Origin of the sequence: Pseudomonas viridiflava, from assembly GCF_900602065.1 — a bacterium.
In the GTDB taxonomy this organism is placed as follows: Bacteria; Pseudomonadota; Gammaproteobacteria; order Pseudomonadales; family Pseudomonadaceae; genus Aquipseudomonas.
Genome location: NZ_UWFN01000095.1, coordinates 367,869 through 392,268, shown reverse-complemented (window position 1 = coordinate 392,268; position 24,400 = coordinate 367,869). Strand labels below are relative to the sequence as shown.

At 57.8% G+C, this 24,400-nt stretch carries 20 protein-coding genes, 2 tRNA genes and 1 pseudogene; 20 read left to right on the top strand and 3 right to left on the bottom strand.

The window, feature by feature from the left end; all coding sequences use genetic code 11:
- Positions 1–54 precede the first annotated feature (54 nt).
- Positions 55–1,140 carry a tRNA epoxyqueuosine(34) reductase QueG gene (gene queG / locus EE949_RS04410; protein ID WP_122663149.1) on the bottom strand — a complete coding sequence of 362 codons (1,086 nt, stop codon included), beginning with the start codon at positions 1,138–1,140 and terminating at the stop codon, positions 55–57.
- A 62-nt stretch (positions 1,141–1,202) separates the two neighbouring features.
- Between queG and EE949_RS04405 the strand changes: the two genes are divergently transcribed.
- From EE949_RS04405 to EE949_RS30095, 13 genes and pseudogenes are all read left to right on the top strand, one after another.
- On the top strand, positions 1,203–2,699 hold the full coding sequence (locus EE949_RS04405) for an NAD(P)H-hydrate dehydratase (RefSeq protein ID WP_122663204.1): 1,497 nt from the start codon (positions 1,203–1,205) through the stop codon (positions 2,697–2,699).
- Positions 2,687–3,157 carry a tRNA (adenosine(37)-N6)-threonylcarbamoyltransferase complex ATPase subunit type 1 TsaE gene (tsaE, locus tag EE949_RS04400; RefSeq protein WP_162874426.1) on the top strand — a complete coding sequence of 157 codons (471 nt, stop codon included), beginning with the start codon at positions 2,687–2,689 and terminating at the stop codon, positions 3,155–3,157. The genes EE949_RS04405 and tsaE overlap by 13 nt, the downstream gene beginning before the upstream one ends.
- Before the next feature lie 14 nt (positions 3,158–3,171).
- The gene (locus EE949_RS04395; protein ID WP_122663203.1) at positions 3,172–4,590 is read left to right on the top strand and encodes an N-acetylmuramoyl-L-alanine amidase; all 1,419 of its coding nucleotides are present in this window, start codon (positions 3,172–3,174) and stop codon (positions 4,588–4,590) included.
- Positions 4,587–6,542, top strand: coding sequence for a DNA mismatch repair endonuclease MutL (gene mutL / locus EE949_RS04390; protein WP_122663148.1), 1,956 nt, complete (start codon positions 4,587–4,589; stop codon positions 6,540–6,542). The genes EE949_RS04395 and mutL overlap by 4 nt, the downstream gene beginning before the upstream one ends.
- On the top strand, positions 6,543–7,514 hold the full coding sequence (gene miaA, locus EE949_RS04385) for a tRNA (adenosine(37)-N6)-dimethylallyltransferase MiaA (protein ID WP_122663147.1): 972 nt from the start codon (positions 6,543–6,545) through the stop codon (positions 7,512–7,514).
- Between the two features lie 87 nt (positions 7,515–7,601).
- Positions 7,602–7,862, top strand: coding sequence for an RNA chaperone Hfq (gene hfq / locus EE949_RS04380; RefSeq protein ID WP_032631228.1), 261 nt, complete (start codon positions 7,602–7,604; stop codon positions 7,860–7,862).
- Between the two features lie 12 nt (positions 7,863–7,874).
- Positions 7,875–9,176, top strand: a complete 1,302-nt coding sequence (gene hflX / locus EE949_RS04375) for a ribosome rescue GTPase HflX (RefSeq protein ID WP_027900443.1) — start codon at positions 7,875–7,877, stop codon at positions 9,174–9,176.
- 96 nt (positions 9,177–9,272) lie between these two features.
- Complete coding sequence (gene hflK / locus EE949_RS04370) at positions 9,273–10,445, top strand: FtsH protease activity modulator HflK (protein WP_122663146.1); 1,173 nt, start codon at positions 9,273–9,275, stop codon at positions 10,443–10,445.
- Positions 10,445–11,314, top strand: a complete 870-nt coding sequence (gene hflC, locus EE949_RS04365; RefSeq protein WP_087269871.1) for a protease modulator HflC — start codon at positions 10,445–10,447, stop codon at positions 11,312–11,314. Before hflK ends, hflC begins: the two co-directional genes overlap by 1 nt.
- Before the next feature lie 281 nt (positions 11,315–11,595).
- The gene (locus EE949_RS04360) at positions 11,596–12,783 is read left to right on the top strand and encodes an ATP phosphoribosyltransferase regulatory subunit (protein ID WP_122663145.1); all 1,188 of its coding nucleotides are present in this window, start codon (positions 11,596–11,598) and stop codon (positions 12,781–12,783) included.
- Between the two features lie 54 nt (positions 12,784–12,837).
- Positions 12,838–14,130 carry an adenylosuccinate synthase gene (locus tag EE949_RS04355; protein WP_122663144.1) on the top strand — a complete coding sequence of 431 codons (1,293 nt, stop codon included), beginning with the start codon at positions 12,838–12,840 and terminating at the stop codon, positions 14,128–14,130.
- A gap of 123 nt (positions 14,131–14,253) precedes the next feature.
- A pseudogene (locus EE949_RS30100) lies at positions 14,254–15,309 on the top strand (methyl-accepting chemotaxis protein); the annotation flags it as partial.
- Between the two features lie 21 nt (positions 15,310–15,330).
- Positions 15,331–16,215 carry a methyl-accepting chemotaxis protein gene (locus EE949_RS30095; RefSeq protein WP_431194210.1) on the top strand — a complete coding sequence of 295 codons (885 nt, stop codon included), beginning with the start codon at positions 15,331–15,333 and terminating at the stop codon, positions 16,213–16,215.
- 192 nt (positions 16,216–16,407) lie between these two features.
- Here EE949_RS30095 and EE949_RS04345 read toward each other — a convergent pair.
- Both EE949_RS04345 and EE949_RS04340 read right to left on the bottom strand, forming a co-directional pair.
- Positions 16,408–16,494, bottom strand: a tRNA-Leu gene (locus EE949_RS04345).
- Between the two features lie 209 nt (positions 16,495–16,703).
- Positions 16,704–16,790: transfer RNA gene (locus EE949_RS04340), tRNA-Leu, on the bottom strand.
- Between the two features lie 225 nt (positions 16,791–17,015).
- Here EE949_RS04340 and rnr point away from each other — a divergent pair.
- From rnr to dnaB, 7 genes are all read left to right on the top strand, one after another.
- Entirely contained in the window at positions 17,016–19,646 is a 2,631-nt protein-coding gene (rnr, locus tag EE949_RS04335) for a ribonuclease R (protein ID WP_122663143.1), read from the top strand.
- Positions 19,643–20,404, top strand: a complete 762-nt coding sequence (rlmB, locus tag EE949_RS04330) for a 23S rRNA (guanosine(2251)-2'-O)-methyltransferase RlmB (RefSeq protein ID WP_122663142.1) — start codon at positions 19,643–19,645, stop codon at positions 20,402–20,404. Before rnr ends, rlmB begins: the two co-directional genes overlap by 4 nt.
- A 276-nt stretch (positions 20,405–20,680) precedes the next feature.
- Positions 20,681–21,106, top strand: a complete 426-nt coding sequence (gene rpsF / locus EE949_RS04325; protein WP_027900435.1) for a 30S ribosomal protein S6 — start codon at positions 20,681–20,683, stop codon at positions 21,104–21,106.
- A gap of 28 nt (positions 21,107–21,134) precedes the next feature.
- The gene (gene rpsR, locus EE949_RS04320) at positions 21,135–21,365 is read left to right on the top strand and encodes a 30S ribosomal protein S18 (RefSeq protein ID WP_002551829.1); all 231 of its coding nucleotides are present in this window, start codon (positions 21,135–21,137) and stop codon (positions 21,363–21,365) included.
- Positions 21,366–21,402: 37 nt separating this feature from the next.
- Complete coding sequence (locus EE949_RS04315; RefSeq protein ID WP_122663141.1) at positions 21,403–22,293, top strand: hypothetical protein; 891 nt, start codon at positions 21,403–21,405, stop codon at positions 22,291–22,293.
- 19 nt (positions 22,294–22,312) lie between these two features.
- Positions 22,313–22,759, top strand: coding sequence for a 50S ribosomal protein L9 (gene rplI, locus EE949_RS04310; RefSeq protein ID WP_020293665.1), 447 nt, complete (start codon positions 22,313–22,315; stop codon positions 22,757–22,759).
- A gap of 124 nt (positions 22,760–22,883) precedes the next feature.
- A complete protein-coding gene (dnaB, locus tag EE949_RS04305) occupies positions 22,884–24,278 on the top strand; it encodes a replicative DNA helicase (RefSeq protein WP_122663140.1) in 1,395 nt (464 codons plus the stop codon).
- The last annotated feature ends 122 nt before the right edge of the window (positions 24,279–24,400 follow it).

Sequence of the window (24,400 nt, the reverse complement as noted above, 5' to 3'; positions counted from 1 at the left end):
GCGAGGGGGTTGTATCTGACACCACCATTCGCAGCCTTCGGCAGCTCCTACGGATCAGCGTTTCTGCTCATGCTGCCGCAACGCCCACTCCACATGTTCCCTCACCAATTCCGACGGATAATCCCGTCTTGCCTCAAGCGCCTCCAGCACGGGGATCGTCGATGGCGCATTCCCCAGCCCTACTGCCAGATTGCGCAGCCAGCGCTCATAGCCCGCACGGCGCAGGGGGGAGCCTTCGGTACTGCTGAGGAATCTATCCTCATCCCACATGAACAGCTCAGCCAGCCCTGCATTATCCAGATTGTGCCGTGGCTGAAAGTCGCTCTGATCGGTCGGCCGGGCGAAGCGATTCCACGGGCAGACAATCTGGCAGTCATCACAACCAAATACCCGATTGCCGATCAGCGGACGTAGCTCTTCGGGGATAGCAGTTTTCAGTTCAATGGTCAGGTAAGAAATACAACGTCGGGCGTCCAGTACATATGGCCCGACGAAGGCGGCCGTAGGGCAAATGTCCAGACACGCGGTGCAGCGGCCGCAGTGTTCGGTGGCGTGAGGTGGATCCACGGGCAATGGCAGGTCGACGAACAGCTCGCTCAGGAAAAAGAAACTGCCCGCCTTGCGATTGAGCACCAGTGTGTTCTTGCCGATCCAGCCCAACCCGGCCTGTTCCGCAATGGCCTTTTCCAGCACCGGTGCACTATCAACGAAGGCTCGATAGCCAAACGGTCCAATGGCCTGTTGAATGCGCTCGGCCAGTTGCTGCACACGCTTGCGGATCAGCTTGTGATAGTCGCGTCCCAATGCGTAGCGGGAAACATAGGCTTTTTCGGGTTGTGTCAGGCGCTGAGCCATTTCGGTATCGCCGGGCAGGTAATCCATGCGCAACGAGACTATCCGCAAGGTACCGGGCACCAGTTCTTCGGGGTGCGAACGTTTGCTGCCATGCGCTGCCATATAGTCCATCTCGCCGTGATAGCCCGCTTCGAGCCAACGCTCAAGGTGCTGCTCGTGTTCGGCGAGATCGAGCCCGGCAATCCCGACTTGCTGAAAGCCCAGCTCGCGGCCCCACTCCTTGATCGACTGAGCAAGGGTGGCGAGGTCAACAGTATTGGGCGAATCAACAGTAATAACGGGCATGCGCAAGGAGAAACCGGGTGGAGGTGCGTATAATTCTGCCAGACATCGGAGCCAAGAGACGCATGGTCGACACGAATCCCCAATTACCCGACGCACTGTACAGCGCCGCGCAGGTCCGCGAACTGGACGCACAGCTCATTGCTGCGGGAACGTGCGGCAGTGAATTGATGCAACGGGCCGCCCATGCAACGTGGCGCGCGCTGCGTCGACGCTGGCCCGAGGCGCGGGAATTGAGCGTACTGGCCGGGCGCGGAAACAACGCTGGCGACGGGTATCTGATTGCGACGCTGGCGCAAAAGGCCGGCTGGAATGTTTATGTGTTCAGCGTGGCCGATCCCGCCACACTGGCTGGCGATGCTGCTGACGCTTATGGCGCGGCAATCGCTGCGGGTCTCGATGTTCAACCGCGGGCCGATCAACCTTTGCGCGGCATCGTGCTGGATGCGCTGCTGGGAACTGGCTTGAGCGGTGACGTTCGCCAGCCCTACGCGGCGGCAATCGAGTCGATTAATGCCAGTGGCTTGCCAGTCGTGGCGGTGGATATTCCCTCCGGACTAAGCGCCGATACCGGACGTATCCTTGGCGTCGCGGTGCGAGCCGATCTGACGGTGACTTATATAGGCTTGAAGCTCGGCCTCCTGACCGGTGATGCGGCAGACCTGGTCGGCGAGTTGGTGTTTGACGACTTGCAGGCTGATCCGGCCGTTGTCGCCAAGACCACTCGCAGCGCGACTCGTCTTGATACATTTAATCTGCCGCGTCTGGCTGCACGCCCTCGCACTGCTCATAAAGGCCTGTATGGCCGAGTGCTAGTCATTGGCGGCGATCATGGTTTCGGCGGAGCCTGTCTGCTGAGCGCTGAAAGTGTCTTGCGCAGTGGCGCAGGCATGGTCACGTTGGCGACACGTCCTGAACACATTCCTGCTGCGCTGGCTCGCATGCCCGAAGTGATGAGCGCGGCGATCCGTTCTGCCAACCAGTTAATGGCATTGATTGAGCCCGCCAGTGTTCTGGTGGTAGGCCCCGGGCTGGGGCAAGGCTCCTGGGGGCGCAGCTTGCTGTCAGCCGCCGCTAACGCCAAGCGTCCACAGGTGTGGGACGCCGATGCTCTTAACCAGTTGGCACAGGGTTTTGTCTCGCTTCCCGAGGGCAGCGTCATTACCCCGCATCCCGGCGAAGCTGCGCGCTTGCTGGGGATGACGACTAAACAAATCCAGGCTGACCGCCCTGCTGCTGCGCGAGCGCTGGCCGATAAGTACCAGGCGGTTTGTGTATTGAAGGGCAGCGGTAGCCTGATCGCTGGCGTCGACGGCCAGTTGATGCTCTGTGATCGCGGCCATCCGGCCATGGCGACCGCTGGTTTGGGCGACGTGCTCGCCGGGCTGATCGGCGCATTGATGGCGCAAAAAATGAAGCCGTTCGACGCGGCGTGTCTGGCGGTGTGGCTGCATGCCTGCGCCGGGCAGCAAGTCGGCGAGTCGGGCCGTGGGCTGGCGGCCAGTGATTTGATTCCAGCCATTCGTCAGTTATTGGAGGAGCAGCAACCGTGTCTGAGTTAACGCTGCATTTGGCCGGTGAAGAGGCCATGACCCGCTTTGGTGAGCGCATTGCCCAAGTGACTCAAGGGGTTGGCGTGATTTTTCTCGAAGGCGATCTGGGTGCGGGTAAAACCACGCTTTCGCGGGGCATCATCCGAGGGCTCGGGCATGAGGGCGCGGTCAAGAGCCCGACGTTTACCCTGGTGGAGCCCTATGAAATAGGCTCCATCCGCGTATTTCACTTTGACCTCTATCGGTTGGTTGACCCCGAAGAACTGGAGTACATGGGCATCCGTGATTATCTGGAAGGCGATGCCCTTTGTTTGATCGAGTGGCCCCAGCTCGGTGCAGGCTTTTTGCCAAAGCCTGACCTGACCATTACCATTAGCCCGCATGCGCAAGGTCGAGCACTGACTTTGAGCCCATTGGGCTCGCGTGGCGAAACCTGGTGTGCCGCTTTGGCGCAGGAATTCAAATAGATATGGGGTTAGGTATGCGCATGCGCGCGCTGGTTACTGTAGTGGGTCTGCTTTTGACAGCCCTGGCTGTTGATGCGCTGGCCGCAACACAGGTAAAAAGTGTCCGCTTATGGCGTGCACCGGATAACACACGACTGGTTTTTGACCTCTCCGGACCCGTCCAGCACAGCGTGTTCACCCTGACTTCTCCTGATCGACTGGTGATCGACATCAACGGTGCCACCTTGGGCGGCCCGTTGAATGTCCCTATGGCCAATACGCCGATTACCAGCATGCGCTCGGCACAGCGCACGGCGACGGATTTGCGTGTGGTGATCGACCTGAAAAAATCCGTGACGCCTAAAAGCTTCACCCTGGCTCCGAATCAGCAATACGGTAACCGCCTTGTTGTTGACCTTTTCGACGAGCCGGGTGATGCCAATCCAAGCCCGACGATTCCGGATACGGCCGCTAATACAGCACCTGCTGTACCGGTCAGCCCTGCCAAGCCCGAGATAAAGCTCACGCCTGTGCCTAACGGCAAGCGCGACATTGTGATTGTGATCGACGCAGGTCACGGTGGTGAAGACCCGGGTGCTTCGGGCAGCAGCGGGCAGAAAGAGAAAAATCTCGTTCTGGCTATCGCCAAAGAGCTGCAGCGGCAGATCAATGCCGAGAAAGGCTATCGCGCCGAGTTGACCCGTACCGGCGACTACTTCATCCCATTGCGTAAACGCACGGAGATCGCCAGGGCCAAGGGCGCTGACCTGTTTGTGTCGATTCACGCGGATGCCGCGCCTTCAAGGGCGGCTTTCGGCGCCTCGGTGTTTGCGTTGTCCGAGCGTGGTGCAACATCGGAAACCGCACGCTGGCTGGCGGACAGTGAGAACCGGTCTGACTTGATTGGTGGTGCTGGCGCCGTGAGCCTGGATGACAAGGACCGGATGCTGGCTGGCGTGTTGCTGGACTTGTCCATGACTGCCTCGCTGTCTTCAAGCCTCAATGTCGGTCAGAAAGTCCTCACTAACATCGGTCGCGTGACGTCGCTGCACAAGTCACGGGTCGAGCAGGCGGGCTTCATGGTGCTCAAGTCGCCTGATATTCCGTCGATCCTGGTTGAAACCGGGTTCATCTCCAACAATGCCGAAGCCGCGAAGCTCAGCGCGGCCTCGCACCAGCAGGCATTGGCGCGCTCGATCAATTCCGGCGTGAAGCAGTTCTTCCAGCAGAATCCGCCACAAGGCACCTACATTGCCTGGCTGCGTGATAACGGCAAGCTCGCTCAGGGGCCGCGCAACCACGTAGTCCGCTCGGGCGAAAGCCTTTCGATGCTGGCTGCTCGCTATGATATGAGCCCTGCCGCGTTGCGCAGCGCCAATAACCTGAAGACGGATGAACTGCGTATCGGGCAGGACCTGAAAATCCCTAGTTCCGAGGTGGCAGCTCAACCATGACCGATCTACTACTCGACAGTGTTGAGCCTGACGTACAGGCGCACACCGGCAGTGAAGCCCTCAATGCTGCGCGCATTGAATTGCTCAGCCCACGACTGGCCAACCAGATCGCGGCGGGTGAGGTGGTTGAGCGGCCAGCGTCCGTCATCAAAGAGCTCTTGGAAAACAGCCTCGACTCTGGCGCCAAGCGCATTGATGTCGACGTCGAGCAGGCCGGGATCAAGTTACTGCGCGTCCGTGACGACGGCAGCGGCATCTCTTCAGATGACCTGCCATTGGCCCTGGCCCGGCACGCCACCAGCAAGATTCGCGAGCTTGAAGACCTCGAACGTGTCATGAGCCTTGGGTTTCGTGGTGAGGCGCTGGCGTCGATCAGCTCCGTAGCGCGGCTGACCCTGACCTCCAGAACGCGGGATGCCGATCAGGCCTGGCAGGTGGAAACCGAAGGCCGCGACATGGCCTCCCGTGTTCAGCCTGCAGCGCATCCGGTGGGGACATCGGTAGAAGTCCGCGACCTGTTTTTCAACACGCCAGCGCGGCGCAAGTTTCTCAAAGCGGAAAAAACCGAATTCGATCACTTGCAGGAAGTGATCAAGCGCATGGCGCTCGCACGTTTCGACGTGGCGTTCCACCTGCGGCACAACGGTAAAACGATTCTGAGCCTGCACGAAGCCAATGACGACACGGCTCGCGCCCGGCGCGTTTCAGCGATTTGCGGTCCCGGCTTTCTGGAGCAGGCGCTGCCCATCGAGATTGAACGCAATGGCTTGCACCTGTGGGGTTGGGTTGGGTTGCCGACCTTTTCCCGCAGTCAGGCCGACCTGCAATATTTCTTCGTGAACGGTCGGGCAGTGCGCGACAAGCTTGTGGCCCATGCCGTACGTCAGGCCTATCGCGATGTGTTGTTCAATGGGCGTCACCCGACTTTCGTGCTGTTCTTCGAGGTTGACCCTGCGGTCGTCGACGTCAACGTCCACCCGACCAAGCACGAAGTACGCTTCCGTGACGGGCGCATGGTGCATGACTTCCTGTACGGCACGCTGCACCGAGCGCTGGGCGATGTCCGTCCAGAAGATCAGCTGGCAGGCGCTGCGCCGGTTACCGCCATCGAGCGACCGACTGGCCCGCAAGCCGGTGAATTCGGGCCGCAGGGTGAAATGCGTCTGGCCAATAATCTGCTGGAGCAACCCCAGGCTCAGCCTTATGCGCCGCCAGCCGGTTCAGGTGCTGGCGCCGGATATCAATATCAGTACACGCCGCGTCCTGTGGCAACCTTGCCCGCCGCCGAAGCGCAAAGTGCCTATCGCGAGTTTTATGCGCCGTTGCCGGGTACGCCTGCTGTTTCGTTGCCAGAGACTCAGGGCGACATTCCTCCGTTGGGCTACGCCTTGGCGCAGCTCAAGGGCATTTATATCCTTGCGGAAAATGCTCACGGTCTGGTGCTGGTAGACATGCATGCTGCACACGAGCGGATCATGTACGAGCGCCTGAAGATTGCGATGGCCAGTGAGGGCTTGAGCGGCCAGCCTTTGCTTGTTCCTGAGTCTATTGCCGTCAGTCAGCGCGAAGCCGATTGCGCTGAAGAACACATCGAGACATTCCAGCGTCTGGGCTTTGAGCTGCAGCGCCTTGGTCCGGAAAGCCTGGCGATCCGGCAAATTCCTGCCCTGTTGAAACAGGCAGAGGCCAATCGGCTAGTCAGTGATGTACTGGCCGACCTGATGGAGTACGGCACCAGCGACCGCGTTCAGGCACACATGAACGAATTGTTGGGCACTATGGCTTGCCATGGCGCGATCCGGGCCAACCGCCGTCTGGCGATCCCGGAAATGAACGGTCTGTTGCGCGATATGGAAAATACCGAGCGCAGCGGTCAATGCAACCATGGCCGACCTACCTGGACCCAAATGGGCCTGGATGATCTGGACAAACTCTTCCTGCGCGGTCGTTGAATGAGCGCTCTACCTCCGGCCATCTTTCTGATGGGGCCGACGGCTTCGGGTAAAACCGATCTGGCCATGGAACTGTGTAAGGTTCTTCCTTGCGAGCTGATCAGTGTCGATTCGGCGCTGGTCTATCGCGGCATGGACATCGGTACTGCCAAGCCTTCCAAGGCTCAATTGGCCGAATTTCCTCACCGTCTGGTGGATATTCTTGATCCGTCCGAAAGCTACTCGGCGGCTGATTTTCGCGCGGATGCACTGTCTGCGATGGCTGAAATAACCGCTCGCGGCAAAATTCCGCTGCTGGTTGGCGGCACTATGTTGTATTTCAAGGCTCTATTGGACGGGCTGGCAGATATGCCAGCTGCTGATGCAGGTGTTCGTGCGGAGCTGGAGGCGCAGGCTGCCGCCGATGGTTGGCAGGCTTTGCATGACCAGTTGGCCATAGTGGATCCGGTATCTGCGGCTAGAATCCACCCCAATGATCCGCAGCGATTGATACGTGCGCTGGAGGTTTATCGGGTCAGCGGGTTGAACATGACAGCACATAGAGAACAACAAAGTGCGCAAACTACTGATGCTGCGGCTTCTGGTAGACCGCAATTGCCCTATACTGTCGCCAGCCTGGCCATTGCTCCGGCAGATCGCAAGGTGTTGCACGGCCGTATAGCATCAAGATTTTCAACAATGCTGGACCAGGGATTTCTGGACGAAGTTCTGGCGTTACGCTCAAGAGGCGACCTGCATGCGGGTTTGCCGTCTATAAGAGCTGTCGGTTATCGCCAGGTCTGGGATCATCTGGATGGAAAGCTGACATGGGCCGAGATGCAGGAGCGTGGGATCATTGCCACGCGCCAACTCGCCAAACGACAGTTTACCTGGCTACGCAGTTGGGACGATTTACACTGGCTAGACAGTCTGGCCAGCGACAATTTGCCACGCACCTTGAAATACCTGGGGTCGGTCTCCATATTGAGCTGAGTCCTTGCAATAGCCGTCTATCCTGGGGGGTGGCGGTTCAAGCCAATTGAATTCGAATTATTATTGATCCTTAAAGGAGTGCGGCACATGTCAAAAGGGCATTCGCTACAAGACCCTTACCTGAACACCCTACGTAAAGAGAAGGTTGGGGTTTCGATCTATCTCGTCAACGGTATCAAGCTGCAAGGCACCATCGAGTCCTTTGACCAGTTCGTTATTTTGCTGAAGAACACTGTCAGCCAAATGGTCTACAAGCACGCCATCTCTACCGTTGTACCGGTTCGTCCAATTCGTCTGCCAAGTGCAAACGAAGGTGAGCAGGGCGACGCCGAGCCAGGTAACGCCTGATAGGAGTCTGCTTTGTTCTTTGAGCGCCACAGTGGTGGTGAACGCGCGATACTCGTTCATCTGGATGGTCAGGACCCTGAGGCGCGCGAAGATCCGCAGGAGTTTCGGGAGCTGGCCATATCGGCTGGCGCTGATACCGTCGCGTTCGTCAACGTGCCGCGTCATCGGCCATCGGCCAAATATCTGATTGGCAGCGGCAAGGTCGAGGAGCTTCGCGACCAGGTCAAAGCCGAAAAAATCGATATCGTCATCTTCAATCACGTGCTGACACCCAGTCAGGAACGCAACCTCGAACGTGTATTCGAGTGTCGCGTACTTGATCGCACGGGATTGATCCTGGACATCTTTGCGCAACGTGCGCGTACTCATGAAGGCAAATTGCAGGTCGAGCTGGCTCAGCTCGAACATATGAGTACGCGGCTGGTTCGCGGCTGGACTCACCTTGAACGCCAGGGCGGTGGTATTGGCCTGCGGGGTCCCGGTGAAACCCAGCTCGAAACGGACCGGCGCTTGTTGCGAGTCCGTCTTCGGCAGATCAAGGGTCGCCTTGAAAAGGTTCGTAGCCAGCGTGAGCAGGCTCGTCGCGGGCGCAAGCGCGCCGACATCCCTTCGGTTTCACTGGTGGGCTACACCAACGCCGGCAAATCGACGCTGTTCAATGCTGTGACCGATTCCGACGTGTTTGCTGCGGACCAGCTATTCGCCACGCTCGACCCGACCCTGCGCCGTCTGCAACTCGACGACCTGGGTCCTATCGTGCTGGCCGACACCGTAGGCTTCATTCGTCATCTGCCACACAAGCTGGTTGAGGCCTTTCGGGCTACGCTCGAAGAGTCCAGCAACTCTGACCTGCTGCTTCACGTCATCGACTCTCACGAGCCTGATCGCATGGAGCAGATCGAACAGGTCATGGCCGTACTTGGCGAGATCGGTGCCGAGGGCTTGCCGATACTTGAGGTCTATAACAAACTCGACCTGCTTGAAGGGGTAGAGCCGCAGATACAGCGTGATGCCGATGGCAAACCGCAGCGTGTCTGGGTGTCTGCCCGTGATGGTCGAGGGCTGGACCTGCTCAAGCAGGCCGTTGCTGAATTACTGGGTGATGACCTGTTTGTCGGCACCCTGCATCTGTCTCAGGATTTTGCCCGGCTGCGTGCCCAGTTCTTTGAGCTGGGTGCGGTGCAGAGCGAAGAATATGACGAGCAAGGCAGCAGCCTGTTGGCAGTACGTTTACCGCGCGTTGAGTTCAATCGTCTGGTGAGTCGCGAAGGACTGCAGCCGCTGGAATTCATCGAGCAACACACTTTGCAATAAAAGCGTGAGAAAGCCGTTGTACGGCTCTCTTGGGCATTCTGTAGCATTGGTCGGCGCGCCGCGGGCGCGTCTTTGCTTTATCAGATGGAGAGCGCTATGGCTTGGAATGAGCCGGGTGGCAACTCGAATAATCAGGATCCTTGGGGTGGTAAGCGCAAGGGCGGCGACCGCAAGGGGCCACCGGATCTCGACGAGGCCTTCCGAAAGCTGCAGGAAAGCCTGAATGGGTTGTTCGGTGGTGGTAAGAAACGCAGTGGTGGTGACGGTGGTGGTGACAGCAACCCTGGCAAGGGTGGCGGTTTCGGCTTGCTCGGCATTGGTCTGGTCGTGCTGGTCGCGATCTGGCTGTACAGCGCCATTTACGTTGTGGACGAGCAGGAGCAGGCCGTCGTGCTGCGCTTCGGTCAGTACCACGAGACAGTAGGCTCGGGTCTTAATATCTATTTCCCGCCGTTCGATCGCAAGTACATGGAAAACGTGACTCGCGAACGTGCCTACAGCAAGCAAGGCCAGATGCTGACTGAAGACGAAAACATCGTCGAAGTGCCGCTGACCGTGCAGTACAAGATTTCCAACCTGCGTGATTTCGTGCTGAACGTTGATCAGCCGGAAGTCAGTCTGCAGCACGCCACTGAAAGTGCCCTGCGCCATGTCGTGGGTTCCACTGCCATGGACCAGGTGCTGACTGAAGGTCGTGAGCTGATGGCGAGCGAAATCAAGGAGCGTCTGCAACGCTTCCTCGATACCTATCGCACCGGTATCACCGTGACTCAGGTGAACGTACAAAGCGCTGCTGCGCCACGTGAAGTTCAGGAAGCATTCGATGACGTGATTCGTGCCCGTGAAGACGAGCAGCGTTCGCGTAACCAGGCTGAAACCTACGCTAACGGTGTAATCCCGGAAGCGCGTGGTCAGGCTCAGCGCATTATCGAAGATGCTAACGGCTATCGTGACGAAGTGATCTCGCGCGCCAAAGGTGAAGCTGATCGCTTTACCAAACTGGTTGCCGAGTATCGCAAGGCTCCGGAAGTGACGCGTGAGCGTCTGTATCTGGACACCATGCAAGAGCTGTTCACCAATACCAGCAAGGTGCTGGTGACCGGTGATAAAGGGCAGAACAACCTGCTTTATCTGCCGCTCGACAAGATGATCGAAAATGGCCGTAGTGGTAACAGCACTGCCCCGACTACCGGTGCAAACACTGCTGGAGCTGATGTTGGTGCCCGCGCCGCAGAGATTCAGCAGCCGCGTACAAGGGAGACTCGCTGATGAGCAATAAATCGCTGATCGCCCTGATTGTTGCTGTGGTGCTGGCAGTGGTTGCCTGGAACAGCTTGTTTATCGTGTCCCAGACCGAACGTGCCGTAATGCTGCAATTTGGCCGCGTGGTTGAGCCCAATATTCAACCGGGTCTGCACGTGAAGATTCCTTACGTTAACCAGGTGCGCAAGTTTGACGGTCGCCTGCTGACGCTGGACGCACCGACTCAACGCTTCCTGACGCTGGAAAAGAAAGCGGTCATGGTTGATGCCTACGCGAAGTGGCGTGTGAAGGACGCAGAAGTGTTCTACACCGCGACCTCCGGCCTCAAGCAAATCGCTGATGAGCGTCTGTCGCGTCGTCTCGAATCCGGTCTGCGTGACCAGTTCGGTAAGCGCACCCTGCACGAAGCCGTGTCGGGCGAGCGTGACGCGTTGATGGCTGACATCACTGCTTCGCTGAATGCAATGGCGAGCAAGGAACTGGGCATCGAGGTTATCGACGTTCGGGTCAAGGCTATCGACCTGCCGAAGGAAGTGAACCGCAGCGTTTTCGAGCGGATGAGTACCGAACGTGAGCGTGAAGCGCGTGAGCATCGCGCCAAGGGTAACGAGCTGGCTGAAGGTATTCGTGCCGACGCCGATCGTCAGCGTCGTGTGTTGCTGGCTGAAGCCTATCGCGAGTCTGAAGAGGCCCGCGGTGATGGTGATGCACAAGCTTCCGCGATCTACTCCAAGGCGTACGGTCAGGATCAGGAGTTCTATGCGTTCTACCGCAGCCTGCGTGCCTACCGTGAAAGCTTCGCGAACAAGAGTGACGTGATGGTTCTGGATCCGAGCAGTGATTTCTTCCGCTACCTGGAAAAATCCAAGCCGTGATCTAAAAGCTGCAACTCACCCGCCGGGCGGCAAAACCGTCTGGCGGGGTGATCATGCGGTAAAACGTGTGTATGATGCGGCAGCCGGGAAATTCCCGGCTTTTTTGCGTCTGCACGATTGATTGGCCACGGCAGTGGCATGATTTTCGAGGACAGTGGTCTGAAAGAGCCATTCTCGGGCGCTCGCCGTGCCCGCAAGAATGCGCGCAGCACCTGACCACTCTCTGCTTTACTCAAGGCCCGCCTCGGCGCGGGTCGCCCGGATCATAGGGGAAAGGCGTAATGGCAACGGTTGACCGCTGGCTGCTACCAGATGGCATCGAAGAAGTACTGCCACCTGAAGCGGCGCGCATTGAAGTAGCGCGCCGTCAGGTGTTGGATCTGTTCCAGAGCTGGGGCTATGAATTCGTAGTCACCCCTCATATCGAATACCTTGAATCCTTGCTCACTGGCGCGGGCTCGGACCTGGACCTGCGTACCTTCAAAGTGATCGACCCGCAGTCCGGTCGGCAAATGGGCTTTCGTGCCGACATCACGCCACAAGTGGCGCGCATCGATGCGCATACCCTGCGCCGTGAAGGCCCGAGCCGTCTGTGCTACGCCGGTAGCGTGCTGCATGCGCAGCCGCGTGCCCTGTCTTCTTCTCGCAGCCCGATTCAGCTGGGCGCGGAGTTGTACGGTGATGCGAGCCCAAGCAGCGACGTTGAAGTCATCAGCTTGATGCTGGCCATGCTGCAACTGGCTGATGTGCCGGATGTGCACATGGACCTTGGTCACGTGGGTATCTACCGTGGACTGGCACGCGCCGCTGGCTTGTCTGGCGAGGTCGAGCAATTGCTGTTCGATGCCCTGCAGCGCAAGGCCATCGATGAAGTGATCGAGCTGACTGCCAATCTGCCTGCTGACCTGGCTTCGATGCTGCGTGCGCTGGTCGATCTGTGCGGCGGCCGTGAAGTGCTGGCTGCGGCCCGCGATCGTCTGGCCAATGCGCCAGCGCCGGTGCTGGCAGCGCTTGATGACCTGCTGACTGTGGCTGAGCGTCTTGCAACCCGCTTCCCTGAGCTACCGTTGTACTTCGACCTGGGTGAACTGCGCGGTTATCACTATCACACGGGGGTTGTTTTCGCGGTGTTCGTTCCGGGCGTGGGTCAATCCATTGCTCAGGGCGGTCGCTATGACGACATCGGTGCGGATTTCGGTCGGGCTCGCCCGGCCACCGGTTTCTCTACGGACCTGAAAACCCTGGTGACATTGGGGCGTGCAGAAATCGAATTGCCTTCCGGCGGTATCTGGATGCCGGACAGTACGGATGCAGCACTCTGGCAGCAGGTTTGTCAGTTGCGCAGTGAAGGTCAGCGTGTTGTGCAGGCATTGCCTGGGCAACTGGTGGCCGCAGCGCGTGAGGCCGATTGCGATCGGCAATTGATTCAGCATGGCGAGCGTTGGCAAGTCGTGCCGCTGGCTTCTTGAGTTTTCCTGTCGGCGGCCGCCGACACCAAGTTTGCGTGAATGAGGACAAGTGTTATGGGTAAGAATGTCGTAGTCCTGGGCACCCAATGGGGTGATGAGGGCAAAGGCAAGATCGTTGATCTGCTGACCGAACATGCTACCGCTGTAGTGCGTTACCAGGGTGGCCACAACGCGGGCCACACTCTGGTGATCGACGGCGAAAAAACCGTATTGCACCTGATTCCGTCCGGTGTACTGCGTGAAGGCGTGCAGTGCCTCATCGGTAACGGTGTAGTGGTTGCGCCGGACGCACTGATGCGCGAAATCATCAAGCTGGAAGAGAAAGGCATCCCGGTGCGTGAGCGTCTGCGCATCAGCCCGTCCTGCCCGCTGATCCTGTCGTATCACGTTGCGCTGGATCAGGCGCGTGAGAAAGCACGTGGCGAGTTCAAGATCGGTACCACCGGTCGTGGCATCGGCCCGGCTTACGAAGACAAGGTTGCACGTCGCGGTCTGCGCATTGGCGACCTGTTCCACCGTGAGCGTTTCGCCGCTAAACTGGGCGAGCTGCTCGACTATCACAACTTTGTGCTGGTCAATTACTACAAAGAACCTGCCATCGACTTCCAGAAAACTCTCGACGAGTGCATGGAATACGCCGAGCTGCTCAAGCCACTGATGCTCGACGTTACTGCCGCGCTGCATGAAATGCGTCGTGACGGCAAAGACATCATGTTCGAAGGCGCTCAGGGTTCGCTGCTGGACATCGACCACGGCACCTATCCGTACGTCACCAGTTCCAACACCACCGCTGGCGGCATCGCCACCGGTTCGGGTTTTGGTCCGATGTACCTGGATTACATCCTGGGTATCACCAAGGCTTACACCACTCGCGTAGGCTCGGGTCCATTCCCGACTGAGCTGTTCGATGACGTGGGTGCATTCCTGGCCAAGCGTGGGCACGAATTTGGTGCAACTACGGGCCGTGCTCGTCGTTGCGGCTGGTTCGATGCCGTGATCCTGCGTCGCGCTATCGAAATCAACAGCATCTCCGGCATCTGCCTGACCAAGCTCGACGTACTGGATGGCCTCGAAACCATCAATATCTGCGTGGGTTACGAGAACGAGCAGGGCGCAGTCATCGAAGCGCCTACCGATGCTGACAGCTACCTGGGCCTCAAGCCTGTGTACGAGCAAGTGCCGGGCTGGTCTGAGTCGACGCTGGGCGCCAAGACGCTTGAAGAGCTGCCAGCCAATGCTCGCGCTTACATCAAGCGTCTGGAAGAGCTGGTCGGTGCGCCAATCGACATTATCTCGACAGGTCCTGATCGCAACGAAACCATCGTGTTGCGTCACCCGTTTGGTTGATAAGTCGTTGAAATAAAAACAAAGGGTCGCTTATGCGGCCCTTTGTTTTTTCTGTTTTACCGTGACCACCGGAACGGCACGGCGATTGCTGTAATAAGCGTCAGAAAAGGTGCCATCATTTTAATGGCGCCGATGGTGGAGGGATTCCCCGTGTCAGCTGTCCTTTCTCTTTTGCGCAGCCGCTTGCTGCGTCCTGTGTTTATTGCCTTGGGTGTCGCTCTTTTGGTGCAGGTGCTCGTTGCTGTCGCTCTTACCCGGAGCACTGTGACCGCGCTTGAAGCCGACCTTGCGAGTCGTCTTGGGGTAGATTCGCAACACTTGTCTACCGAGCTGGAGCAAGCCAGTCGCGAAGTCACCTCCAGTCTCGATAGTCTCGCGAGCAGTACCAGTCAGCGCCTGAGTGTCGGCCTGGCTGATCGCTTGAAAGGCGAGCAAGGACAACTGCGTGCCACTCTTGAAAAAGACCTGAAAGAGTCCGCCACTGATATGGCGGAGCTTCTCGCTGCAGTAGCGCCTCGCGCCATGTGGGACAACGATACGCCGACGCTCTCCGAGTTTGCTCGTCGCGCGCAGCGCAATCCCAATGTGTTGTTTGTGGTTTATGACGATGCGGCAGGAGAGCATCTGACGCGCTACCTGAATCGCGAAAACCCTCTTATCCAGGCGTTACTTGCGAAGGGGGAGGGTGAGCGGGCCATGGATAAGGTGCTTAACGCGGCCAAAAACGACGCATCGGTTTACTACGTTGAGGCTTCGATAAGCCCGAACGGGGTCGAAATCGGCAAGGTGCGCATGGGCGTTTCCACTGCCGCAGTCGAAGAAAATCTTGCGGCTCTGGATAAGCGTTTTGCAGCGCTTATCACCAGTGGCGGGCAGTTGGTCTCTGAAAGTCTGGGTGGTGCCTCGAAAGAGAGCTCGACGGCACTGCGAGCGCGTCTGGATTCAGCTCAGACGGCGGCTTCGGCAATGGCGAGCAATACGGCGTCAGCGGTGAAGGAAGCGTCTGAAACGCTACGCTGGCGGATCGGCATGGGGCTGGCGCTGGTAGGGCTGGGCGTGCTGCTGGTGTTGGCGGTGGTGCTGGGTCGTAGAGTCGTCAACAAGCTGCTGTTGTTGATTGCAGCGCTTGATGATCTGGCTGCTGGCGAGGGGGATCTGACCAAGCGGGTCAAGCTCGACAGCAATGACGAAATTGGCGACATGGCCGCCGCGGTCAATCGGTTTGTCGCCAAGCTTCAACCGATTGTCCGTGAGGCAGGAGATGTGGCGCAGCGCACGGGTGTTGAAATCAATGCGATGAGCCAGCGTAACGCCGGTGCGGGAGCCGCTGCAGCATTGCAGCGCGATGAAGTTGCTGCGAGTCTGCAAGCCCTTGAACATATGGCTGAAGAGGCTCAGTCCGAGAGTCACGCAATGCAGGCGGCTTTGCAGCAGGTGGTGGATATTCGTCAGGCAACCGATGAAAACACGCGTACCTCAAATCAGGTTGGTGGGTTGATTGAGGCGCTGGCGGGTCAGGTTGAAACCGGTTCGAAAGTCATTGAGCGGCTGGCTCAGCAAAGCGAGCAGATCGAAGTGGTGCTGGAAGTGATTCATGGCATTGCCGAACAGACCAATTTGCTGGCGTTAAACGCAGCTATTGAGGCTGCGCGGGCAGGGGAGACAGGCCGAGGCTTTGCTGTGGTGGCGGACGAGGTCCGTGCGCTGGCGAGCAAGACGCAAAGCTCCACTGGCGATATTCAGGCGCATATCGGTGCTTTGCAGTCAGGCGCGAAAGAAGCGGTGGCCGCCATTGGTCTGGCCGGGCGGCAGGCTAACGAGGGGCTGACCGTGCTGCGCAACAGCGCCAGATTGCAACAGACGGTTCAAGAGTCTGTGGAGCAGGTGCACGCGGCAATTGGTTTGGCAACCAAGGCGGCAGTGCATCAGGCCGAAGGTGCTCACGCGGTGAGAGGGCGTGTCGAGGTGATTCACGCCCAGGCTCAGCGTGCGGCGCAGGTCGTTGAAGAGACTACGGCGAGCGGCAAGGTGCTCGATGGCCTGGCAGCGCAGTTGAAGGCGAGTCTGGGGCAGTTCCGGGCGTAGCGAGTGGGGCGGCTATGATGGGCTTTTGTGGGAGCGGTGCTTGCCCGCGATAAGGCTGGATGCGATTCACTTGAGATCGCGTCGCCCTTATCGCGGGCAAGCACCGCTCCCACAGGTTTTGCGTCAATCCGGTATCATTTTCCAAACCCCAGAAAGCACAAAACCGAGCACATGGCTCGGTTTTGTTTGAATTGGTGCCCAGAAGAAGACTCGAACTTCCACGACCTTGCGGTCACCAGCACCTGAAGCTGGCGTGTCTACCAATTTCACCATCTGGGCAGCATCAGCAGCGTTGCACGCCGTTGATGGAGCGCACTATACGGAGCAGGTTTTGATCTGTAAACCCCTGTTTTGGTTTTAATAAATGCTTTTCTGCTTCTGAAAACAAAAAAGCATAAAACCTAAACGAACTAAAACCCTGAAATGCAAAAACCCGCTTTCGCGGGTTTTTGGTGAGCCACCAGATTTTGAAATCTGATGCTCTGAATTGGTGCCCAGAAGAAGACTCGAACTTCCACGACCTTGCGGTCACCAGCACCTGAAGCTGGCGTGTCTACCAATTTCACCATCTGGGCAATATCGACAAGCGTCTACCTGTCGATGGCGCGCACTATACGGAGCGCGTTTTGCACTGTAAACCCCCAGTGGTTAAAATATTTGAAAAAATTCGCAGGCGGTGTATTCAAAGGCTTTTTTGCATCCCGTCACTGGTTTTTCAGCTGCTGTTCGAGTGTGAAATTTCCCGTTTCAATAGGTGTATGCCAAACTAGCCCCCATATAGACAAGGTGAAAACTATCTAATGGCCGATTGGCAGTCCCTCGATCCCGAGGCCGCTCGTGAAGCGGAAAAATACGAAAACCCTATCCCCAGCCGTGAACTGATTCTGGCTCACCTCTCCGATCGCGGTTCGCCTGCGAGTCGTGAGCAGTTGGTGGAAGAATTTGGCCTGACAACTGAAGATCAGTTCGAAGCCCTGCGCCGCCGTTTGCGAGCCATGGAGCGCGACGCTCAGTTGATCTACACCCGTCGTGGCACCTATGCCCCGGTGGACAAGCTGGATCTGATCCTGGGGCGTATCTCCGGGCATCGTGATGGTTTCGGCTTCCTGGTACCCGATGACGGCAGTGACGACCTGTTCATGAGTCCGGCCCAGATGCGTCTGGTGTTCGACGGCGACCGTGCTCTGGCGCGCGTTTCCGGCCTGGACCGTCGTGGTCGCCGCGAAGGTGTGATCGTCGAAGTGATTTCCCGCGCCCATGAAACCGTGGTCGGCCGATACTTCGAAGAGGCCGGCATTGGTTTTGTCATTCCTGACAATCCAAAAATTCAGCAGGAAGTGCTGGTCACACCGGGTCGCAACAACAACGCGAAGATCGGTCAGTTCGTCGAGGTGAAAATCACCCACTGGCCAACACCGCGCTTCCAGCCTCAGGGCGATATCGTCGAAGTCGTGGGCAACTACATGGCGCCTGGCATGGAAATCGATGTCGCGCTGCGCACCTACGATATTCCTCACGTCTGGCCAGAGGCCGTGCTCAAAGAAGCCGCCAAGCTGAAGCCGGAAGTTGAAGAAAAAGACAAAGAGAATCGCGTCGACCTGCGTCATCTGCCGTTCGTCACTATTGACGGTGAAGACGCTCGCGATTTCGATGATGCGGTTTATTGCGAAGCCAAACCGGGCAAGCTGCGTCTCTTCTCGGGTGGCTGGAAGCTGTACGTCGCCATCGCTGATGTGTCGAGCTACGTGAAGATCGGCTCTGCTCTGGATGCTGAATCGCAGGTGCGTGGCACCTCGGTATACTTCCCCGAGCGGGTTGTGCCGATGCTGCCTGAGCAGCTTTCCAATGGCTTGTGCTCGCTGAATCCGCACGTTGATCGCCTGGCCATGGTTTGTGAGATGACCATCTCCAAAACCGGCGAGATGACTGATTACGTGTTCTATGAAGCTGTCATCCACTCCCATGCCCGCCTGACTTACAACAAAGTCAGCACCATGCTGGAGCAGCCGAAAAGCAGCGACGCTCGCCAGTTGCGTGGCGAATATCCGGACGTGCTGCCGCACCTGAAGCAGCTTTATGCGCTGTACAAGGTGTTGCTGGGTGCTCGTCATACGCGCGGCGCGATTGATTTTGAAACGCAGGAAACCCGGATTATTTTCGGTACCGAGCGCAAGATCGCTGAAATCCGCCCGACCACTCGTAACGACGCTCACAAGCTGATCGAGGAGTGCATGCTGGCTGCGAACGTAGCCACTGCCGAGTTCCTCAAGAAGCACGAGATTCCTGCGTTGTACCGCGTGCACGATGGTCCGCCACCCGAGCGTCTGGAAAAACTCCGCGCGTTCCTCGGTGAGTTGGGTCTGTCTCTGCACAAAGGCAAGGACGGTCCGACTCCTAAGGATTATCAGGCACTGCTTGAGACTGTTCGGGATCGTCCGGACTATCACCTGATCCAGACGGTGATGCTTCGCTCTCTGAGTCAGGCAGTCTACAGCTCCGATAACAATGGCCACTTCGGTCTGAATTACGAGGCGTATACCCACTTTACCTCGCCGATTCGCCGTTATCCGGACCTGCTGACCCACCGCGCAATCCGCAGTGTGATCCGCTCGAAGCAGGACACGCCGCACGTGCGCCGAGCGGGTGCTGCCGTAATCCCGAAAGCTCGTATCTATCCGTACGACGATGCCATCCTTGAGCAGTTGGGTGAGCAATGTTCGATGAACGAGCGACGCGCCGATGAAGCTACGCGTGACGTGGTCAACTGGCTCAAGTGTGAGTTCATGAAAGACCGCGTTGGCGAGTCTTTCCCGGGTGTGATCACGGCTGTCACCGGTTTTGGTTTGTTCGTTGAGCTGACTGATATCTATGTTGAAGGTCTGGTGCACGTCACCGCCTTGCCGGGTGACTACTATCACTTTGATCCGCTGCATCACCGCCTGGCGGGCGAGCGCACCGGTCGCAGCTTCCGCTTGGGCGATACCGTTGAAGTGCGCGTCATGCGCGTGGATCTGGATGAGCGCAAGATCGACTTCGAGATGGCCGAAAAAACCATTAGCGCACCGATCGGCCGCAAGCGTCGCGGCGCCGAGCCGCAGGCTGTTGAAAAAGCCGCTGCTCCGGAGCGTGCGCCGAGCAAGCGTCCGGCCAAGGCTAAAGTCAAGGCCAGCGCCGAGCCAGAGGCCTACCGGCCTAGCGATGCAGCCGCGAAAAACGCTGAAGTGCGTAAAAGCCGCGAACTGAAACAGGCTCTGCTGGCTGAAGCGAAGGGTGGTAGCAAGGCATCGTCGGGAAAGTCCGGTAAGGCTGGTTCTGCTCCATCATCGGACAGACCTGCCAAGCCCAGTAAACACCGTAAAGGCCCGCCTAAAGCGGGCTCTGCACCTGCTGCGAAGAGCGGCGGGGTGCGCAAGCCTAAGGCCAAGTCATGAGTTCGTTGGAAAAAATCTACGGCGTGCATGCTGTAGAAGCGCTGCTGCGTCACCACCCAAAGCGGGTCAAGCAAATCTGGCTGGCCGAGGGTCGTAACGATCCTCGCGTTCAGGTGCTGGTTGCGCTGGCCGGTGAAAATCGTGTGTCGATCGGTCAGGCTGAGCGTCGCGAAATGGACGCCTGGGTTGAGGGTGTTCATCAGGGGGTAGTCGCTGAAGTCAGTCCGAGCCAGGTCTGGGGCGAGGCGATGCTCGATGAATTGCTGGATCGTACCGAAGGTGCGCCGCTGATTCTGGTGCTTGACGGCGTAACTGACCCGCATAACCTTGGCGCGTGCCTGCGTACGGCAGATGCTGCTGGTGCGTTGGCGGTCGTGGTCCCGAAAGACAAGTCTGCAACGCTGACTCCGGCTGTGCGTAAAGTTGCTTGCGGCGCTGCCGAAGTCATTCCTCTGGTCGCTGTCACTAACCTGGCGCGCACCCTGGAAAAGCTTCAGCAGCGCGGTCTTTGGGTTGTCGGTACGGCAGGCGAAGCTGAGCAGGAGTTGTATCAGCAGGACCTGACCGGCCCGACCATCCTGATTATGGGTGCCGAAGGCAAAGGAATGCGTCGTCTGACCCGTGAGCACTGCGATTATCTGGTTCGCCTGCCGATGGCTGGCAGTGTCAGCAGCCTCAACGTATCGGTTGCGACAGGTGTTTGCCTGTTCGAGGCCATGCGTCAGCGCAACGTGAAAGCGGCTGGAACCAAGAAGTAATATCCCTGTAGGAACTGCCGCTGGCTGCGATTGGCCTTCAATCGCGACGAGGGTCCTTCGGACCTTCGCAGCCTTCGGCAGCTCCTACAGAGGCTTTGTGGTAATTGCTCAAATAATCACCAATTACCTTGCGCCTCTGCATCCCCTTCTCTACAATTGCGCCCCTTGCTGTCACGGCAGGCGCTCATGTGCCTGTCCCTGAGCAAGACTAACAGTGTCATTCACTCCTTGTCTGACCGCTTATTGGCGGCAGGCTACAACCCGTAAGGAGCATTCATGCGTCATTACGAAATCATCTTTTTGGTCCACCCGGATCAAAGCGAGCAAGTCGGCGGCATGGTTGAGCGTTACACCAAGCTGATCGAAGAAGACGGCGGCAAAATCCACCGTCTGGAAGATTGGGGCCGTCGTCAACTGGCTTACGCAATCAACAATGTTCACAAGGCTCACTACGTGATGCTGAACGTTGAGTGCACTGGCAAGGCTCTGGCCGAGCTGGAAGACAACTTCCGCTACAACGATGCAGTGATCCGTAACCTGGTCATCCGTCGTGACGAAGCCGTAACTGGCCAGTCCGAGATGCTCAAGGCTGAAGAAAACCGCAGTGAGCGCCGTGAGCGTCGCGACCGTCCTGAGCACTCCGACAGCGCCGATGGCGTTGATGGTGATGACAGCGACAACAGCGATAACGCTGACGAGTAATCCACGGACCTTTTAAGGAGCCAATCACATGGCACGTTTCTTCCGTCGTCGTAAATTCTGCCGCTTCACCGCTGAAGACGTGAAAGAGATCGACTACAAAGATCTCAACACTCTGAAAGCATACGTATCCGAGACCGGCAAAATCGTTCCAAGCCGTATCACTGGTACCAAAGCACGTTATCAGCGTCAGCTGGCCACCGCTATCAAGCGTGCCCGCTTCCTGGCCCTGCTGGCCTACACCGACAGCCACGGCCGCTGAGACCGGGCAGTCGACAAAGTAGTAAGGGATAGATCGCATGCGTGCCATCGCTGAATACATCATGCGCGGCCGTATGCAGGCCACTCTTGTAGTGGTCGGATGTGCAGCATTGCCGCTGTTGTTCTGGTTGAGTGCTGCTGCAGGTTGCCTTGTGCTCCTGCGGCGCGGATTCAATGATGCTTTTGGCATTGTTTCCTGGGCTCTGCTACCGGCTTTGGTCTGGTGGTATTTCGGTGACCCACGCATCTTTATGGTGTTGGCAGGGTCGCTGGGGTTGGCGATGGTCTTACGCGCCAGCGAATCCTGGGTCCGCGTGCTGCTGGTCAGCATAGCGTTGGGTGTGGTGTATGCAGTGGTTCTGGGTGCGGTTTTCCGCGAGCCTATCGAGGCGATGTCGCAAGAGTTGCAGAAACTCTTGCCGACAATGCTCTCTGGCCTCTACGAGCAAATGTCCGTAGAAGAGCGAGCGCGTCTTGGAGCACTGATTCCACCTGTCCTGAATGGCCTGATAGCGGCTTTGTTGCAGGCAGTCAGTGTATTGACCCTGATTATGGGGCGTTACTGGCAGGCGTTGTTGTACAACCCCGGTGGTTTCGGGCGTGAATTTCGCGCCGTGAGACTCCCGCTGGTACCGGCGTTACTTCTGCTGGTGTGCATGCTTGTAGGTCCGAACTTCGGTCCTCAAATGGCCATGTTGACACCTTTGTGCAGCGTACCGCTGGTATTCGCCGGGCTGGCCTTGATACATGGTTTGGTGGCTGAAAAGCGACTGGCCAGATTCTGGCTGGTGGGGATGTACATAACGCTGCTGGTATTCATGCAGCTGACCTATCCGTTACTCGTGGTTATTGCCATTGTCGACAGCCTGATTGATTTTCGCGGTCGTCTGGGATCGAAAGACTCCGATAGCGCGAACGGTGAAGGTTAAAAGTTAAGAGGATTTTCACATGCAACTGATCCTTCTGGAAAAAGTCGCGAACCTGGGCAACCTGGGCGACAAAGTAAATGTTAAGGCCGGTTACGGTCGTAACTACCTGCTGCCATACGGCAAGGCTACCGCTGCGACCGCTGCTAACATTGCTGCGTTCGAAGAGCGTCGTGCCGAGCTGGAAAAACTGGCTGCAGACAAAAAAGCTTCTGCCGAAACTCGCGCTGCCCAACTGGCTGAGCTGGAAGTGACTATCACTGCCACTGCTGGTGACGAAGGCAAGCTGTTCGGTTCGATCGGCACCCACGACATCGCTGATGCACTGACCGCCTCTGGCGTTGAAGTTGCAAAAAGCGAAGTTCGTCTGCCGAACGGCACCATCCGTAACGTTGGCGAATTCGACGTAGCCGTGCACCTGCACAGCGACGTAGAAGCAACCGTTCGCGTTGTTGTGGTGGCTGCTTAAGCAGTACGTAATCGTCTGGCGACTTGCTCGTCAGAGGATTAACATCGGGCACGATCCTGTTTACAGGTCGTGCCCTTTGTCTTTCTGTACCGATGGTTTTTACCATCCCTGATTTCGAGTCGACATGAACGATATCTCCGCCCCTGAGCAATATGATCTGCAAACCGCTGCCCTGAAGGTGCCGCCGCATTCCATCGAGGCCGAACAGGCAGTGCTCGGCGGTCTGATGCTGGACAACAACGCCTGGGAACGTGTGCTTGATCAGGTCTCGGACGGTGATTTCTATCGACATGACCACCGCTTGATCTTCCGTGCAATCGCACGTCTGGCTGACCAGAACCAGCCAATCGACGTGGTTACCCTGGCTGAGCAGCTGGAAAAGGAAGGGCAGACTTCGCAGGTTGGCGGTCTGGGCTACCTCAGTGAACTGGCGAAAAACATTCCGTCGGTGGCCAACATCAAGGCCTATGCGCAAATCGTCCGTGAACGGGCGACGTTGCGACAGTTGATCAGCATCAGCACCGAAATTGCCGACAGCGCGTTCAACCCGGAAGGACGTAACGCCGAAGAGATTCTGGATGAAGCTGAACGGCAGATCTTCCAGATCGCTGAAGCGCGCCCTAAAACGGGTGGTCCGGTTGCCGTGACCGACCTGTTGACGATGGCCATCGATCGTATCGATACGCTGTTCAACACTGATAATGCGATTACTGGCCTGTCCACCGGTTACACGGACCTTGATGAAAAAACCAGTGGCCTGCAACCGGCTGACTTGATCATCGTCGCCGGTCGTCCGTCCATGGGTAAAACCACCTTCGCCATGAACCTGGTGGAGAACGCTGTGTTACGCAGCGACAAGGCAGTACTGGTTTACTCGTTGGAGATGCCAGGTGAATCGCTGATCATGCGTATGCTTTCCTCGCTGGGCCGTATCGACCAGACCAAGGTCCGTGCCGGTCGGCTGGAAGATGACGATTGGCCGCGCCTGACTTCGGCGGTCAACCTGCTGAACGAGCGCAAGCTGTTCATTGACGATACCGCGGGCATCAGCCCGTCGGAGATGCGCGCCCGGACCCGGCGTCTGGTGCGTGAGCATGGCGACATTGCCTTGATCATGATCGACTACCTGCAGTTGATGCAGATCCCCGGCTCTGGCGGTGATAACCGGACTAACGAGATTTCCGAGATTTCCCGCTCGTTGAAAGCCCTCGCAAAGGAATTCAACTGCCCGGTCGTTGCGTTGTCTCAGCTCAACCGCTCCCTGGAGCAGCGTCCGAACAAACGCCCGATCAACTCCGACTTGCGGGAATCCGGAGCGATCGAGCAGGATGCTGACGTGATCATGTTCGTTTACCGGGACGAGGTATACCACCCGGAAACCGAGCATAAAGGCATCGCTGAAATCATTATCGGTAAACAGCGTAACGGGCCGATCGGTACCACGCGGTTGGCGTTTATCGGTAAGTACACCCGTTTCGAAAATCTCGCGCCGGGCAGTTACAACTTCGACGACGATTGATGTGCTGGGAGTGTTTATGTGGGAGCACCGCTCCCACAGGTAATGGGCAGTCCCGCCACCCGTCACTCAAATCCGACCATTACCGTCGGACTTGATCAAAATTTGTGCTATATTCCGCGCCC

Bases quoted from the DNA above. Each gene is read 5' to 3' on its own strand.
- hflC (WP_087269871.1), top strand. From the start codon at position 10,445: ATGAGCAATAAATCGCTGATCGCCCTGATTGTTGCTGTGGTGCTGGCA.
- EE949_RS04315 (WP_122663141.1), top strand. From the start codon at position 21,403: ATGCGTGCCATCGCTGAATACATCATGCGCGGCCGTATGCAGGCCACT.
- hflK (WP_122663146.1), top strand. From the start codon at position 9,273: ATGGCTTGGAATGAGCCGGGTGGCAACTCGAATAATCAGGATCCTTGG.
- EE949_RS04405 (WP_122663204.1), top strand. From the start codon at position 1,203: ATGGTCGACACGAATCCCCAATTACCCGACGCACTGTACAGCGCCGCG.
- dnaB (WP_122663140.1), top strand. From the start codon at position 22,884: ATGAACGATATCTCCGCCCCTGAGCAATATGATCTGCAAACCGCTGCC.
- rlmB (WP_122663142.1), top strand. From the start codon at position 19,643: ATGAGTTCGTTGGAAAAAATCTACGGCGTGCATGCTGTAGAAGCGCTG.
- queG (WP_122663149.1), bottom strand. From the start codon at position 1,140: ATGCCCGTTATTACTGTTGATTCGCCCAATACTGTTGACCTCGCCACC.
- rplI (WP_020293665.1), top strand. From the start codon at position 22,313: ATGCAACTGATCCTTCTGGAAAAAGTCGCGAACCTGGGCAACCTGGGC.
- EE949_RS30095 (WP_431194210.1), top strand. From the start codon at position 15,331: ATGGCCGCCGCGGTCAATCGGTTTGTCGCCAAGCTTCAACCGATTGTC.
- EE949_RS04395 (WP_122663203.1), top strand. From the start codon at position 3,172: ATGCGCATGCGCGCGCTGGTTACTGTAGTGGGTCTGCTTTTGACAGCC.
- rpsF (WP_027900435.1), top strand. From the start codon at position 20,681: ATGCGTCATTACGAAATCATCTTTTTGGTCCACCCGGATCAAAGCGAG.
- miaA (WP_122663147.1), top strand. From the start codon at position 6,543: ATGAGCGCTCTACCTCCGGCCATCTTTCTGATGGGGCCGACGGCTTCG.
- EE949_RS04355 (WP_122663144.1), top strand. From the start codon at position 12,838: ATGGGTAAGAATGTCGTAGTCCTGGGCACCCAATGGGGTGATGAGGGC.
- rpsR (WP_002551829.1), top strand. From the start codon at position 21,135: ATGGCACGTTTCTTCCGTCGTCGTAAATTCTGCCGCTTCACCGCTGAA.
- hfq (WP_032631228.1), top strand. From the start codon at position 7,602: ATGTCAAAAGGGCATTCGCTACAAGACCCTTACCTGAACACCCTACGT.
- EE949_RS04360 (WP_122663145.1), top strand. From the start codon at position 11,596: ATGGCAACGGTTGACCGCTGGCTGCTACCAGATGGCATCGAAGAAGTA.
- rnr (WP_122663143.1), top strand. From the start codon at position 17,016: ATGGCCGATTGGCAGTCCCTCGATCCCGAGGCCGCTCGTGAAGCGGAA.
- mutL (WP_122663148.1), top strand. From the start codon at position 4,587: ATGACCGATCTACTACTCGACAGTGTTGAGCCTGACGTACAGGCGCAC.